13 protein-coding genes are annotated in these 14,317 nt (G+C 36.0%); 8 read left to right on the forward strand and 5 right to left on the reverse strand.

The features are described from left to right. A partial coding sequence (locus FLA105534_RS16970; protein WP_173967284.1) for a transposase occupies positions 1-397 on the forward strand: 397 nt, incomplete at its 5' end. Between the two features lie 224 nt (positions 398-621). On the opposite strand, the gene FLA105534_RS16975 is transcribed toward FLA105534_RS16970, so the two are convergent. Next, positions 622-1,092: a JAB domain-containing protein gene (locus FLA105534_RS16975; RefSeq protein ID WP_173967285.1), complete on the reverse strand. Its 471-nt coding sequence runs from the start codon at positions 1,090-1,092 to the stop codon at positions 622-624. 938 nt (positions 1,093-2,030) lie between these two features. On the opposite strand from FLA105534_RS16975, the gene FLA105534_RS16980 reads away from it, so the two are divergent. From FLA105534_RS16980 to FLA105534_RS16990, 3 genes are all read left to right on the forward strand, one after another. Beyond that, positions 2,031-3,557, forward strand: coding sequence for a S10 family peptidase (locus tag FLA105534_RS16980; protein ID WP_173967286.1), 1,527 nt, complete (start codon positions 2,031-2,033; stop codon positions 3,555-3,557). 228 nt (positions 3,558-3,785) lie between these two features. Further along, positions 3,786-4,292, forward strand: coding sequence for a GNAT family N-acetyltransferase (locus tag FLA105534_RS16985; protein WP_173967287.1), 507 nt, complete (start codon positions 3,786-3,788; stop codon positions 4,290-4,292). 251 nt (positions 4,293-4,543) lie between these two features. Beyond that, a complete protein-coding gene (locus tag FLA105534_RS16990; protein WP_173967288.1) occupies positions 4,544-5,092 on the forward strand; it encodes a HutD family protein in 549 nt (182 codons plus the stop codon). 212 nt (positions 5,093-5,304) lie between these two features. Here the strand turns inward: FLA105534_RS16990 and FLA105534_RS16995 are convergent, their stop codons facing one another. Next, on the reverse strand, positions 5,305-5,874 hold the full coding sequence (locus tag FLA105534_RS16995) for a Crp/Fnr family transcriptional regulator (protein WP_173967289.1): 570 nt from the start codon (positions 5,872-5,874) through the stop codon (positions 5,305-5,307). Between the two features lie 218 nt (positions 5,875-6,092). Between FLA105534_RS16995 and FLA105534_RS17000 the strand changes: the two genes are divergently transcribed. Beyond that, the gene (locus FLA105534_RS17000) at positions 6,093-7,205 is read left to right on the forward strand and encodes a pectate lyase family protein (RefSeq protein ID WP_173967290.1); all 1,113 of its coding nucleotides are present in this window, start codon (positions 6,093-6,095) and stop codon (positions 7,203-7,205) included. A 246-nt stretch (positions 7,206-7,451) separates the two neighbouring features. On the opposite strand, the gene FLA105534_RS17005 is transcribed toward FLA105534_RS17000, so the two are convergent. From FLA105534_RS17005 to FLA105534_RS17015, 3 genes are all read right to left on the reverse strand, one after another. Then, positions 7,452-7,835, reverse strand: a complete 384-nt coding sequence (locus FLA105534_RS17005; protein WP_017498237.1) for a DUF3037 domain-containing protein — start codon at positions 7,833-7,835, stop codon at positions 7,452-7,454. Next, the gene (locus FLA105534_RS17010; RefSeq protein WP_173967291.1) at positions 7,825-8,607 is read right to left on the reverse strand and encodes a HipA family kinase; all 783 of its coding nucleotides are present in this window, start codon (positions 8,605-8,607) and stop codon (positions 7,825-7,827) included. The genes FLA105534_RS17005 and FLA105534_RS17010 overlap by 11 nt, the downstream gene beginning before the upstream one ends. A 310-nt stretch (positions 8,608-8,917) precedes the next feature. Continuing rightward, a complete protein-coding gene (locus tag FLA105534_RS17015; protein WP_173967292.1) occupies positions 8,918-9,775 on the reverse strand; it encodes an NAD(P)H-hydrate dehydratase in 858 nt (285 codons plus the stop codon). 258 nt (positions 9,776-10,033) lie between these two features. Between FLA105534_RS17015 and gcvT the strand changes: the two genes are divergently transcribed. The 3 genes from gcvT to FLA105534_RS17030 all read left to right on the forward strand — a co-directional run bounded on the left by gcvT (position 10,034) and on the right by FLA105534_RS17030 (position 14,300). Beyond that, complete coding sequence (gene gcvT, locus FLA105534_RS17020) at positions 10,034-11,116, forward strand: glycine cleavage system aminomethyltransferase GcvT (RefSeq protein ID WP_173967293.1); 1,083 nt, start codon at positions 10,034-10,036, stop codon at positions 11,114-11,116. 235 nt (positions 11,117-11,351) lie between these two features. Next, on the forward strand, positions 11,352-13,382 hold the full coding sequence (locus FLA105534_RS17025) for a S41 family peptidase (protein WP_173967294.1): 2,031 nt from the start codon (positions 11,352-11,354) through the stop codon (positions 13,380-13,382). A gap of 204 nt (positions 13,383-13,586) precedes the next feature. Continuing rightward, positions 13,587-14,300: a YebC/PmpR family DNA-binding transcriptional regulator gene (locus FLA105534_RS17030; RefSeq protein ID WP_173967295.1), complete on the forward strand. Its 714-nt coding sequence runs from the start codon at positions 13,587-13,589 to the stop codon at positions 14,298-14,300. Positions 14,301-14,317 lie beyond the last annotated feature (17 nt).

Genomic DNA, 14,317 nt, shown 5'->3' on the forward strand with positions numbered 1-14,317 from the left:
CTATTGTATTATGAGCAGTCATATACATTTGCTTTGTAAAGGAACGAATGGTTTTGTTTTATCTGATATTATAAGAGATTTTAAAAAATTTACATCCAAAAAAATAATACAAACTATAATAAATGAACCCGAAAGCAGAAGAGAATGGATGCTGGAATATTTTCAAAAGGAATGTGAGCATTTAAAAAAAGTTCAGACTTATAAAGTCTGGCAAAATGGCTACCATGCAGAACATGTTTACAGTAATAAATTTATTAAGCAAAAAATAGATTACATCCACAATAATCCTGTAAAAGATAAAACTGTCAGTTCTGCTGAAGATTATTATTTTAGTTCGGCAAGGAATTATTCAGGTTTAGAAAATGATTTAGATGTTGTTTCGTTATACTTATTTTGAAATGTACTAACTGTTGCGTTTACTCAACTTTGTGGGCACAGATTACAAATCTGCGCTAACTGTCGGCTAACGGTTGGTCGGTTTACAAATTTACCCGCTAGCGCGAGCGTCCCGATCGTGAACTCAAAGAAATTCAAAAGTCAATTGAAACGGACACGAGCGAAACGCTCGCGCTAGCAATAGCAATGGTAATATTATACTCAAACACGGAACTTTCTGATTGTTTACATAATACCATTATCCGCAAAAGAATAATAACTTTCTGGAGTAATAATCAAATGATCTACCACTTCTATATCCAGAATAGTACCTGCCTCTTTGACTTTTTTAGTAATGAGTTTATCGGCAATAGATGGAAGAGCTTTTCCTGATGGATGATTGTGCAACATAATAATAGCGGTTGCTTTGGCTTTGAGTGCCGCCGTAAACAACAATCTAAGATCCACTGTAGTTGCGGTTATACCTCCTGTAGACATTTCATAAATTCCCAGCACCCGATTCGCCTTGTTGAGCAAAAGAATTTTAAACTGCTCTAAGAATTCTATTTTGTCTGGATTCCAGGATTTCAAAGCCAGTTTGTAAGCTGTTCCGGAAGAAGTGATCTGAGGTCGTTCTGAGGCTTTTACTTTGGTTTTATAAATCAGTTCAATTTCTGATGCGATTCTCCAATCTTCCTTTTCTTTCTTCGTTTTCATAATGATTAAAGATTTACAAATTAATGATAACAGCTTCTCAGAGTTTTATATGATTTTCTTTAGCAATTTAAATATTCCAAACAAGAAAAGTGTGGCTGTATAATGCCACATTCGTTTGAGCATTATTGTTGCTATTAGTTATTAATCATTTTTATACTATTTAGCATAGAAAATTATTGTTTATTGATAATTTTCTTACGGTACCAAGTTATAATATAAAAATGTATTGTAAAATATTGGGATTTGATATGTATTTATATTGGAATTTAATATATAACTTATAAAAACCTATAGAAAAATGAGAATTTATAAATATCCTTAAGTATAGAAGTACTAAGAAAAATTAAGGAGACATTAGATTTGGATGTTAGAAAATTGTTGATTTCATCTTGCTTCTGGACACCAAGAAATTAAATCACAAAAATTTCGGCTAAAGCCATTTCTTATTTTACTTTTATTCACTCCAGCTAAAGCTGGAGGCTATTCAAAAAACTCTGAAAAATAACTTCAACATAAATCAATTCAATTGCCTCCAGCTTCAGCTGGGGGCTTATTTAATGAATAAGAATTGGACTTTAGCCAAATACACTTTTTTGGCTAAAGCCCATTTCCTATTCTATTTTTTATTTCCTCCAGCTGAAGCTGGAGGCTATTCAAAAAAAATCTAAAAAATTAACTTCAATATAAATCAATTCAATTGCCCTCAGCTTTAGCCGGGGGTTTTGTATTCAAATAAAAATTGGGCTTTAGCCAAATGACATTGAGCGGGAGGTCATTCCAAAAAATCACGGGCATCCCTACCCTATGTAAACCTTCCTAAAGTTACTTCCGTTCTGTTAGAGATTAAAAATCCTCACTTATGATTATTTTTATATCTTTAAAAATTCTAAATACAGCCACCTGTTTAGAGCATTAATTTCTATTAACACCCTATTTTTATGAAAAAAACATTATTTGTATTCCTTTTAGCCGGATCCTTAATTTCATCTGCTCAGGAATCAAAACCAAAAGCTCCCCAAGCCCCTGCAAAAGAAGAAAATTCACCTTCTAATCTTACTTTTAATCCGGATGCTAGTGTTATCACCAATCACTCCGTTACCATAAAAGGGCAAAAAGTTCCTTATAAAGCCACAACGGGTACGATGCCGGTTTGGGACGAAGAAGGAAAGGCAATTGCCGGATTGTTCTACACCTATTATGAGCGTTCTGATGTAAAAGATCAGGCTTCGCGCCCGTTGGTTATTTCCTTTAACGGTGGTCCGGGGTCTGCTTCGGTTTGGATGCAGATTGCTTACACAGGACCGAGTCTCTTAAACATTGATGATGAAGGATATCCTGTACAGCCTTACGGAATAAAAGAAAATCCGTATTCTATTCTGGATGTTGCCGATATCGTTTTTGTAAACCCTGTCAATACCGCTTATTCAAGACCTACCAGCAAAGACATTCCTACTACAAAATTCTTTGGCGTAAATGCCGACATTAAATACCTGGCCGATTGGATCAATGGTTTTGTAACCCGCACTAATCGCTGGGCATCTCCTAAATACCTAATTGGTGAAAGTTATGGTACTACCCGTGTTTCGGGATTAGCGCTTCAATTGCAAAACAGCCAATGGATGTATCTAAACGGAGTGATTTTGGTTTCTCCAACTGAATTAGGAATAACACGTGGTGTAGTTTCTGATGCTGCTCTTAAATTGCCTTATTTTGCAGCTACTGCCTGGTATCACAAGATGCTTCCGCCTGATCTTCAAAACAAAGATTTAACGGATATGTTACCCGAAGTGGAAGATTTTACCGTAAACGAACTTCTTCCTGCATTGACCAAAGGAGGATCTCTCAACGAACAAAAAAGAAAAGAAATTGGCGCTAAAATAGCACGTTATTCCGGTATTCCGGAGAAAGTGATCCAGCAAAACAATTTGGACCTTCCTTATGATTATTTTTGGAAAGAACTGTTAAGAGATAAGGGCTATACGGTAGGAAGACTTGATTCCAGATACAAAGGGATTGATCGCAAAGACTCAGGCGAAAGTCCTGATTTTAATGCAGAACTTACTTCATGGCTGCATTCGTTTACGCCTGCCATCAATATGTATGTGCGCAACAATTTGAATTACAAAACTGACTTTAAATACAATATGTTTGGCTCTGTACATCCTTGGGACAGATCTAACGATAAAACAGGCGAAAACCTAAGACAAGCTATGGCACAAAATCCATATTTGCATGTTATGGTACAATCTGGATATTATGATGGTGCCTGCGATTACTTTAATTCTAAATACGATTTATGGCAAATGGATCCAAGCGGAAAACTAACGGATAGAATGTCATGGAAAGGGTACAGAAGCGGTCACATGATGTATTTAAGAAAAGCCGATCTGGAAGCTGCCAACGAAGACATCAGAACTTTCATTAAGCAATCCTTACCTAAAGCCGGACAACCTGCAAAATACTAAATCGAACCTCTTGGGGTAAATTAACAAAAATTGATTTAACACATAGAAACATAGATTTTTAAGTTAATCTAAGAGAACGAAAAAGAGAAACAAATTTCTTTCACATAGAAGTATATGTGAATTAAAATAAAGTGAAACGTCTTTTTCACGAATACTGAACCTATGTTTCTATGTGTTAAAATCAATTATAGCCAACATATTAAAGCTAAATTACAACTACAATAATTCATGATTACAAAAGCTTCCTTACAGGACATTCCGGCGTTAACCGTTTTAATCAATTCGGCCTACAGAGGTGAAATCTCAAAAAAAGGCTGGACAACCGAAGCCAATTTATTAGAAGGAAAAAGAACTGACGAACAGGAAATGACCGAAATTTTTCTGGATCCTAAAAACACCATTCTAAAATACACCGAAAATGACCAAATTATCGGTTCGGTTTTATTGGTCGAAAAAGGACAGCAATTGTATCTCGGAATGTTAACGGTTTCACCGGAATTACAAAACAGCGGTATCGGGAAAAAGATGCTGGCTGAAGCCGAAAATCATGCAAAAACTTTGAGATTGTCAAGTATTATTATGACGGTAATTTCGGTTCGGGAAGAACTTATTGCATGGTACAAACGTCACGGTTACGTTGATACTGGCGAGAGAGAAGCTTTTCCGGTAAGTGAGATTCATGCTACTATTTCTGAAGAACCTCTGGAGTTTATTTACTTAGAGAAGGTTATTTAGTTTTATCTGTTTCATGTTTCATGTTTTACCGCAAGGTTCGCAAAGAATTACGCAAAGATTCGCAAAGGTTTCTTTTTAATCTCGCAAAGTCGCTAAGACGCAAAGTTTTAGTTTTTACTTTCTTTGCGATTCTGTGACTTTGCGAAATTATTTTTTAAGATGATAAAACACCTTTGTCACTTTGTTACTTTGAACCTTTGAGCCTTTGCATCTCTGAACCTTTGCCCCTCTGAACCTCCAATAATAAAAAAATGCACATACACCTTCTACCCAAAGAAAATTGTAAAGCCGCTGTTTGGAGCGGTGGATTGACGTATGAATATATGATCTATCCGAAAACAGCAAACTACGTTGATAGAGATTTCGCATTCAGAATAAGCAGTGCTACCATAGAGCAAGAACCATCGGTATTTACTCAGTTTATGGGCTATCACCGATATCTGGTTATGCTTGATAACGGCCTGGATATTGAAATAAACGGAGAGAAAAAACTATACGAGCAATTTGAAATCATGGAATTTAACTCAAATGATGCCGTGACTTCTTATACAAAAGGTATTGACTTTAACTGGATGGTTTCTGAAAAAATATCCCATCACCAACTGAAAATAACGGATTCCAATCAAAATTGTAATGCTAAAATTGTACTTTTATTTTCTTTAGATACAACGGTTATTCAAATTAATGAGAAGCTGTATGATTTAAAATCTTATGATTTACTGGTCATTGAAAATCCGGAAAAGACAGATATAGCACTTCGCTTTTCTAATAAATGCCTATTTGGAATATTGGATTTTTAATTCCGGAATGAATTTAACCACAACGTTCGCGAAGGGTTACGCAAAGATTCGCAAAGTTTTTCTGGCAGGTATGGCATATGCTCGCAAAGATGCGAAGACGCAAAGTTTTTTAATTGCTTTGCGTCTTCGCGACTTTGCGAGATTCTTTTAATACTAGGTAAACGCATTACTATCTCTACTAAAAAAACTCAGCCCCTTAGCCTCTTAGAACCTTAGCAGCTTCTCTTAATCTTTGACAAAAACTCGTGAGAAACTCCCAGATAAGAGGATAAATTCCGGTTATTGATTTTATCAGCTTTGTGTGAATATCTCTCGATAAACTCCAGATACCGCTGTTTTGAGGTTTTGTTTAAGACATCGATAAGCCGCTGCTGAATGGCAATATTAGCCCTTTCAACCATTAAAATATGAAACTGAATCAACTTGGGTACCTGCTCAAACAAAAGCGCTTTGTTTTTTTTACTAATCACTAAAATTTCGCTGTCTTCTATTGCTTTGATATTATAAGTCGTAGGCTTTTGATGATAGAAACTTTCGAGATCACAAATCCATTCATTTTCGAAAGAGAAAAAAATGACACTTTCGGTTCCGTTGTCATTTAAAATATAGGTTTTGAAAGTACCATTTAAAATAAAGCCTTCATAAGAACTCTTTGAATCCTGAATCTGCAGAAATTCGTTTTTCTTAAGTTTAATAAACTTTACTTTTTCAACTACAAAATTCCATTCCTCATCTGTTAACGGAATTTTTCGCTCGATACTTAATCGTAGGTCTTTGTACATATGGTATTTACTTTTTATTCTTACTCAGGGGCGTAAGTAGGTGAATGAATGAAAAATAATGCAATCGATTACACAAAAATATACTTTTTTGTAATGTAACGGCTACCGAAAACACATTTAACAGTAAATTATTTTCAAAACATTGAACTTGTTCAACTTTTTTCATCCTAATTATAAGCAGATTTGCACTATTAACTATTTAACCAAACTTAATTATTATGAAATTTAAATCAACAATCTCAGTGTTTCTATTGACATTGATTTTCGGTTTTGCAGCCTGTAATACCGAAGAAATTGCTCCCCCGCAAAGTAGTGAAAATGCTACTATCGAGACCTCTACAACAACTTCCGGTAATTTGACTGCAAAAATTGGAAACTGCGCCCAGGTTCCGGGATGGGCTTCTCAAAATGGAGGGACAACTGGTGGAGGTTCATCTCCGGAAGAAGTAGTTTCGAATTATACACAACTGAAATCGGCTATTGAAAACAGTGCTGTAAAAGTGATTAAAGTTACCGGTACCATTACGGTTACTACAAGATTATCACTACAGGATCAAAGTGGCAAGACCATTTACGGTGCAAGCGGTGCAAAACTGGTTTCTACCAACCAAACTAAAGACGGTTCGGGTATCATCAACATTAAAAGATGCACCAATCTGATTATCAGAAATCTTATTTTTGAAGGTCCGGGTGCTTATGACACAGATGGCTGGGACAATGCAATTTTAGATGATTGCCAAAATGTATGGGTAGACCATTGTGAATTCAGAGATGGGGTTGACGGGAACTTTGACATCAAAAATAAATCAGATTTTGTTACGGTTTCGTATACAAAATTCGGTTATTTAAAAGCTCCTAAAGCCGGAGGTCCTGGAGGTTCTGACGATCACAGGTATTCTAATTTAATTGGTTCCAGTGATGGTGCAACTGCCGATCGTGGAAAATTACGAATCACTTTCGCTCGCTGCTGGTGGGCTCCGGGTTGCAAAGAAAGAATGCCAAGAGTGCGTTTTGGAAAAGTACATCTGGTAAACAACTTCTTTAACAGTACGGTAAGTAATAAATGTATTGCCGCAGGTTTTGAAGCGAGTCTAAATGTAGAAAGCAACGTTTTTGAAGGTGTAAAAACTCCTATCGATCTAATGAGCGGTTTTACTGCTGTTACAGCAACAGACAATGTTTTCACCAATACAACCGGAAATCAAGCCGGAAGTGGTACTGCTTTTACTCCACCCTATTCGATCGTAAAACTGAACAAAACTGCTGTTAAAGCTGATATCTCTGCCAATGCAGGAGCAACTTTGGGCGGTAATATCTGCGGATCGTTTTAAAAACCTGAGTTAGTTTTTATTTATAAAACCATATAAGAAATATAAGTTATCTAAGTTTTGAGCTTAAATTGTTTTATAGTTCTTATGTGGTTTTTTATTTAACCGCAAAGAACGCAAGTTTTTTTTATCGGTAATTACTTAATACAAACGCAAAGTTCGCAAAGTTTTTAGGTAAAGCTTTGCGAACTTTGCGTAATTCTTTGTGTCCTTTGCGGTTAAAAAAACCTCTGCCACTTTGAGCCTCCTCTAAAGCACCAATTCTTCAAATAATCTCTGAATCGTCTTTTCTAAGTCCTGACATAGGCCCGGATGAGGTCTTGACGTTTGTATTGCAGAACTTCTAATGGCTGTGAGCCATCTAAAACGTTCCGGAATCTCAAATTCAGCGATAGGTCCGCCATCTTTAGCGCCATTAACAATCTTTTCTAATGAGGTTAAATTACATTCTAACTGTTCGATGTCAAAGTCGGCAGAAAGGGCTTGTATTCTTTCTTTATTCAGATGAAAAAGAACTTTTATGAATTTCTTTTTTTTGCAAAACAAAATGATTCCGATATTCAGAAACTCTTCGCGCTCTACTCTTGGCACCACGCGGATTACGGCATACTCATATAAGTGATTATCTTGCATTTTGCGCCTGGTTTACAAAGATTTCTGAATGATTTAATCGGGTCTGCAAAAACTGCAAATACACATTTCGCAAGGTTTCCGGCGTTTCGTCGGTATCTTCCCATTGCAGCCATTCCAGTGGAATTGTATTTACAATCTCTTCTAATATTTCGTGCGATAAAAGTGCTTTAAATTCAGCATCAACCTCTTTTAAAAGCGAAGCTTGCGGCAATAAAACGTGATCTTTAATTAAAGCAAACGGACTTTTGGCATGCTGTTCCCAATTGTTCCAGGAATGATGAAAATACAAACACGCACCATGATCAATCAGCCATAATTCTTTATGCCAAATTAGCATATTTGTATTTTTAAAAGTACGATCGACATTGGTAATATAAGCATCCAGCCAAACAATTTGCGAAGCCAGCTTAGCATCAACGGTGGTAACAACAGGATCGAATGTAATGGCTCCCGATAAAAAATGGAGTGCCAGATTTAATCCCTGACTTCCTTGCAGCAAATCCTGAATTTCTTCATCAGCTTCCGTTCTTCCAAACGCTTCGTCAAGATTGGCGAAAACCAATTCCGGAAGCTGCAATTTTAAGGCTTTTGCGATTTGTCCACCCACCAATTCGGCAATCAAAGCTTTTACACCGTGACCGGCTCCTCTAAATTTTAAGACGTATTTAAAATCGTCATCGGCTTCTGCCAAAGCAGGCAAAGAACCTCCCTCGCGCAATGGCGTTATATAACGCATGACGTTTACTGTTCTAAGATCGAAGTTGTTTTTCATTTTTTTCTAGATTCAAAGATGCTAAGAAACTGAGCTACTAAGTTTCTAATCTTTGAGATTACAAACTTACGTTTTTTGATTTTAGATTATACAGACCAGATTTTAGATTTTTTCTCGTTCGTGCAGATCAAGCAGCTTTATTCTCAGTTTTGGTATCCTGAGCGAAGTCGAAAGACACTTGCTTAGACTTGCTTAATTTTTTTACCGCAAAGTACGCGAGGGTTTTATCATTTAGTTTTTTGTATAGCCTAAAGGGTCCGCAAGGCTATATGTAAAATCTTTGCGAACCTTTGCGTAAACCTTTGCGAACTTAGCGGTTAGGCTGAACCAGTCTCAAAAAAGCTTTTCCCAAATACTTAATAATAGTAGAAGCTGTAAAAGATTCATAACCTGTTTTTGGTAGCGCAATATCGGCTGTGAGTCCGTGGAGGAAAACGCCTAGTTTTGCTGCGTATTTAGGTTCGTAGCCCTGAGCCAGGAAACCTGTAATGATTCCAGTAAGGGTATCTCCGCTTCCGGCAGTGGCTAAAGCTGCATTACCGGTGGTGTTTTCGTAAATCTCAGTCTTAATGACGATATAGGTTGGTGCGCCTTTCATGACAATGATTACTTTGTACTTTTCTGAAAAAGCAATCGTTTTTTGAAACTTTTCCGATTCCGAATTCCATTTACCTATTAAACGTTCGAGTTCTTTCGGATGTGGTGTCAGAATAGTATTTTCAGGAACTAATTCGAGCCAGGTTAAATTTTCTGCCAAAATATTCAGAGCATCGGCATCCAATACTAAAGGAGATTTGTTCACTCTTAAAAATTCAAAAAGCGCCTTTTGAGTACCCAGTTCCACTCCTAGTCCGGGTCCAATTCCGATGGCCTGAGGTACTAACGGAAGATGAATGCTGGTCAGGAAATTAGTATTTTCATCGGTAACCACCATAACTTCGGGAATCGAAATTTGCAGAATTTGATACCCACATTTGGGTACAAAAGCAGTTACGAGTCCGCAACCTGATTTTAAGCAGGATTTTGAAGCTAAAACTGCTGCTCCTACTTTACCATAGCTTCCGGCAATTATAACAGCATGTCCCTGAAGTCCCTTATGTGTTAGAGGGTTTACCGGTTTGTAGAATTTCAGTACCTCTTCTTTTGAAATTAAAAATGGATCTTTCATCGAACTGATTTAATGTCTTAAAGTTACATAAAAAATGAAGAAGCAAACACTTCCTACAGTCTTAAAATTCGGATTATATTGTCTCTATTATGTTTCTTTCCTTCCATAAAAAACAAAAAACCAAGAAGCTTCTCAAACTTAAGGATATTGCTACGTATGCATAAATTAGGCAAGAATATTGCGAATTTTAATAATTTAGTATATAAATCTTTGGTATTTTTTAAATAAATTTGCGACACAATTTTATAAAACAACACAATGAAAAATACTGCGCTTACGCACATACATGAGAGTTTGGGAGCGAAAATGCTACCTTTTGCCGGATACAATATGCCTATTACCTATGAGGGCGTAAATGCTGAACACGAAACAGTTCGCAACAGTGTGGGCGTTTTTGACGTTTCGCATATGGGAGAATTTTTGTTGACAGGTCCAAATGCTTTGGCTTTGATTCAAAAAGTAACTTCAAATGATGCTTCGACTTTAACGATCGGAAGAGCACAATATTCTTGTCTGCCAAACAATGAAGGTGGAATTGTAGATGATTTGATTGTATATAAAATGAAAGAAGAAGAGTATTTACTGGTTGTAAATGCTTCGAATATCGAAAAAGACTGGAACTGGATTTCTTCACACAATGATTTGGGTGTTGAAATGAAAAACCTGTCTGATGATTACTCTTTACTAGCTATTCAGGGACCAAAAGCGGTTGAAGCTATGCAGCCTTTATCTTCTATAGACCTGGCAGCTATTACGTATTACCATTTTGAAGTGGCGGATTTTGCCGGTTTTAGTGATGTAATCATTTCTGCAACTGGATATACCGGTTCTGGTGGATTTGAAATTTACTGCAAAAATGCTGATGCTGAAGCTATCTGGAATAAAGTTTTCGAAGCAGGTGCTGCTTTCGGAATTAAACCTATCGGATTAGCTGCTCGTGATACTTTACGTCTTGAAATGGGATTCTGTTTGTACGGAAATGATATCAACGATACTACTTCACCTTTAGAGGCCGGATTAGGTTGGATCACTAAGTTCACTAAAGATTTTACCAATTCAGAAAATCTGAAAAAACAAAAAGAAGAAGGTGTTACCAGAAAACTAATTGCTTTCGAAATGCAGGAGCGTGCGGTACCAAGGCATGACTACGAGATTGTAGATGCTTCAGGTGCTGTGATTGGTGTAGTTACGTCAGGAACTATGTCACCTTCTATGAACAAAGGTATTGGATTAGGATATGTAACCATACCTAATAGTGCTGTTGACAGTGATATCTTCATCCGAATCAGAAAAAATGATGTAGCTGCTAAAGTGGTTAAATTACCTTTTTACAAGAAATAATATTTTATCCTAAATATTCTAAAAATGCATTGCTTAACAAGTAATGCATTTTTTTTATAGTTTTTTTTCTGCCACAAATTCACGAATGATTGTAAATAAAAAAGGCTGCCAAATTCGTGAATTCGTGGCGGAAACTTTGCAGAATAAAAATCATCAGAATGTAAGAATTTTTAGAAAAGTATAACCTTTTATGAAAAAATAAGCGTAATTTTAATCTGAACGAAGATTTCCATTTATGAAAAAAATAGCACTGGTGTTGATGTTAATCACAAACTTTCTGTTTAGCCAAAGCAGCGACCCAACCTGCGAAATAGTCAACAAAATAAATGCAGTTATTCAGGAGCAGCACGTAAGGCCTAAACTGGTCGATGATAGTTTATCGATTTTTGTCTTTGATAATCTGATTAATGAATTGGATCCCTCGCGAAATATTTTCTTCAAAACAGAATACGATGAAATGGCAGAGAAATACCGTACAAACTTAGATGATTTCATTCTTAGTAATGATTGTAGTTTTCTGGCTGATGTAACTTCCAAATATAAAGAAGGTCTTTTGAGAACCAAACAAGTTTTGGAAAAAATTCAGACCACACCTATTGATTACAACAAAAACGATACAATCCGATTTTATAAAAAATCTTTTCCTTTTTACCTAAAAAAAGAAGGTTTGGAAAAAGCTTGGCTCAAAAAAATTCGGTACCAGATTCTAGATGAGATAGCTGAAACAAGTGACAATTTAGATTCTATCAAAGCTAATTTTCAATCTATCGAACTCAAGTCAAAAAAACTAATTGTGTCGAATGAGATCTGTAGAATTAATACCCTTTTGGAAACGAATACCAAACAGGAAGAAAAATTCTATAATTTTTTCTGTACCTATTTCGATCCGCATACTGCCTATTTTAGTGATGATTCAAAAACGAGCTTTGTGGCATCACTCTCAAAAGAGCATTTGTCATTGGGAATGACTGTCAATCTCAATGAAAAAAATGAAATCATTGTAGCCGAACTTGATCCCAATGGTCCTGCTTATCAAACGGGTCAGATTAAAAAAGGTGATCAGATCATTTCAATATCCAATCAAAAGGAAACTTTGCAGGTTTCCTGTGCTTCGCTGGAATCCATTTCGACTTTGATTTTATCAGAATCCAATAAAAGCATCACACTAACCTTAAAACGAAATTCTGGTAAAAGCTTTGATGTGTATATCGAAAAGAAGGTGATGAAAGACGAAGAGAACTCTGTTTTTAGCTTTATTATTGGAAAAGACAGTAAAATTGGCTACATCAAAATCCCTAGTTTTTATGCTGACCTAGAAGGTAATAGCCGTAAAGGCTGTGCCGATGATGTGGCGCGTGAGGTTATAAAACTGGAAAGAGACGATATAAAAGGTCTGGTAATTGACCTTATTGACAACGGTGGGGGATCGATGGAAGAAGCTATAAAACTGGCCGGAATGTTTATCGATTATGGACCACTTTCTATTGTTGTAGATCGCAATCAAGGAAAATCGGTTATCAATGATCCGTATAAAGGACTCATTTACAAAGGACCAATTGTAATTTTAGTAAATAGCAATACTGCTTCGGCAAGTGAGTTTTTCTCTTCTATATTACAAGATTACAATCGTGCTTTATTATTGGGAAGTACTACGCTTGGAAAAGCTACCATGCAAACGATTCTTTCACTTGACGAAACTAAAAATACCGATTATTTAAAAATCACTATTAATAAGTTCTACAGGGTGACAGGTAAAAGCCATCAATACATAGGGGTGAAACCAGATGTAGTTCTTCCGGAATTTTACGAAGGTGTTTATCAAAAAGAAAGCGATTTCCCAACTGCCATTAAAAATGATAGTATCAAACCATTCTTAAAATTCAGACCTTATGTAAAAAGAGCACTGATCGATAAATTGGCTAAAAATAGCACAACAAGACTATCCGATAATTACTTTTTTAATAATATAAAAGAAATCAATCAAAAAATTGATCAGTTGGTCAATACGCCTAAAGCAGAAATTCCGATGACTTTGGAAGCCCTTTTCAAACAGAAAAAAAATGTAAATTCTCTTTGGAAAGAGATCAATACTTTTAACGACGAAAACAACCCTTTAGATGTTTATAATTCAACGGTAAATCAGTTTTTACTCGGTGTTTATCCCAATGACAAAACAATCAACCAGTACCAGATCGATAATCTTAAAACGAATCCGTACCTAAATGAAGCCGTGAATGTTATTAATGAGTTTAATGCGTGGAAGTAGTTCTTGGCTGTAGGCTGTAGGCAATAAGCTGTAGGCATTGAACGTTAGGCTTTCGACTTTACAAAAGGGAGTTAAGACAACCTGAAACCGCAAACTTTAAACTTTTTAACCTCTAAGTCCTAACTATCACTAAAAAAGAATTCAATTGATTTTGGAAAAATAAGGAATAACCGTATTTTTGCCTCACAAAACTAAAAATTAGAAATGGGAAGAGCGTTCGAATTTAGAAAAGGAAGAAAAATGAAACGTTGGTCAGCAATGGCTAAAACATTTACCCGAATTGGTAAAGATATCGTTATGGCCGTTAAAGAAGGTGGCCCTAACCCAGAGGCCAATTCTAGATTAAGAGCTGTAATACAAAATGCAAAAGCCGCTAACATGCCTAAGGACAATGTGGAGCGTGCGATAAAAAATGCAAGTAATAAAGATACTGCCAACTATAAAGAAATTCTGTTTGAAGGATATGCTCCTCACGGAATTGCAATTTTAATTGAAACAGCATCTGACAACAATAACAGAACGGTAGCAAACATCAGAAGCTATTTTAATAAGTGCAATGGAACCATGGGAACTCAGGGTTCAGTTGAGTTTATGTTTGACCATACTTGTAATTTCAGAATTGCAAAAGGTGAAATTGATGCCGAAGAATTAGAATTAGAACTAATTGATTTTGGTGCAGAAGAAGTTTTCGAAGACGAAGACGGAATCTTAATTTATGCTCCTTTTGGAAGCTTTGGAGCTTTACAAAAAGAGCTTGAAAACAGAGGTCTGGAAATCTTATCTTCAGGTTTTGAGCGTATCCCTCAAATCACAAAAGAACTTACTGAAGCTCAAATCGCTGACGTTGAAAAACTGATCGAAAAAATCGAAGAAGATGATGACGTGATGAACGTTTATCACACGATGAAAGAAGAATAAAAGTTTACATTTTTATA

The sequence above is a fragment of the Flavobacterium collinsii genome, assembly GCF_902804485.1.
GTDB classification, from domain to species: Bacteria; Bacteroidota; Bacteroidia; order Flavobacteriales; family Flavobacteriaceae; genus Flavobacterium; species Flavobacterium collinsii.

What these genes read in the sequence shown, in the direction of transcription:
- FLA105534_RS16975 (WP_173967285.1), bottom strand. Translation starts at nt 1,092, where the DNA reads ATGAAAACGAAGAAAGAAAAGGAAGATTGGAGAATCGCATCAGAAATT.
- FLA105534_RS16980 (WP_173967286.1), top strand. Translation starts at nt 2,031, where the DNA reads ATGAAAAAAACATTATTTGTATTCCTTTTAGCCGGATCCTTAATTTCA.
- FLA105534_RS16985 (WP_173967287.1), top strand. Translation starts at nt 3,786, where the DNA reads ATGATTACAAAAGCTTCCTTACAGGACATTCCGGCGTTAACCGTTTTA.
- FLA105534_RS16990 (WP_173967288.1), top strand. Translation starts at nt 4,544, where the DNA reads ATGCACATACACCTTCTACCCAAAGAAAATTGTAAAGCCGCTGTTTGG.
- FLA105534_RS16995 (WP_173967289.1), bottom strand. Translation starts at nt 5,874, where the DNA reads ATGTACAAAGACCTACGATTAAGTATCGAGCGAAAAATTCCGTTAACA.
- FLA105534_RS17000 (WP_173967290.1), top strand. Translation starts at nt 6,093, where the DNA reads ATGAAATTTAAATCAACAATCTCAGTGTTTCTATTGACATTGATTTTC.
- FLA105534_RS17005 (WP_017498237.1), bottom strand. Translation starts at nt 7,835, where the DNA reads ATGCAAGATAATCACTTATATGAGTATGCCGTAATCCGCGTGGTGCCA.
- FLA105534_RS17010 (WP_173967291.1), bottom strand. Translation starts at nt 8,607, where the DNA reads ATGAAAAACAACTTCGATCTTAGAACAGTAAACGTCATGCGTTATATA.
- FLA105534_RS17015 (WP_173967292.1), bottom strand. Translation starts at nt 9,775, where the DNA reads ATGAAAGATCCATTTTTAATTTCAAAAGAAGAGGTACTGAAATTCTAC.
- gcvT (WP_173967293.1), top strand. Translation starts at nt 10,034, where the DNA reads ATGAAAAATACTGCGCTTACGCACATACATGAGAGTTTGGGAGCGAAA.
- FLA105534_RS17025 (WP_173967294.1), top strand. Translation starts at nt 11,352, where the DNA reads ATGAAAAAAATAGCACTGGTGTTGATGTTAATCACAAACTTTCTGTTT.
- FLA105534_RS17030 (WP_173967295.1), top strand. Translation starts at nt 13,587, where the DNA reads ATGGGAAGAGCGTTCGAATTTAGAAAAGGAAGAAAAATGAAACGTTGG.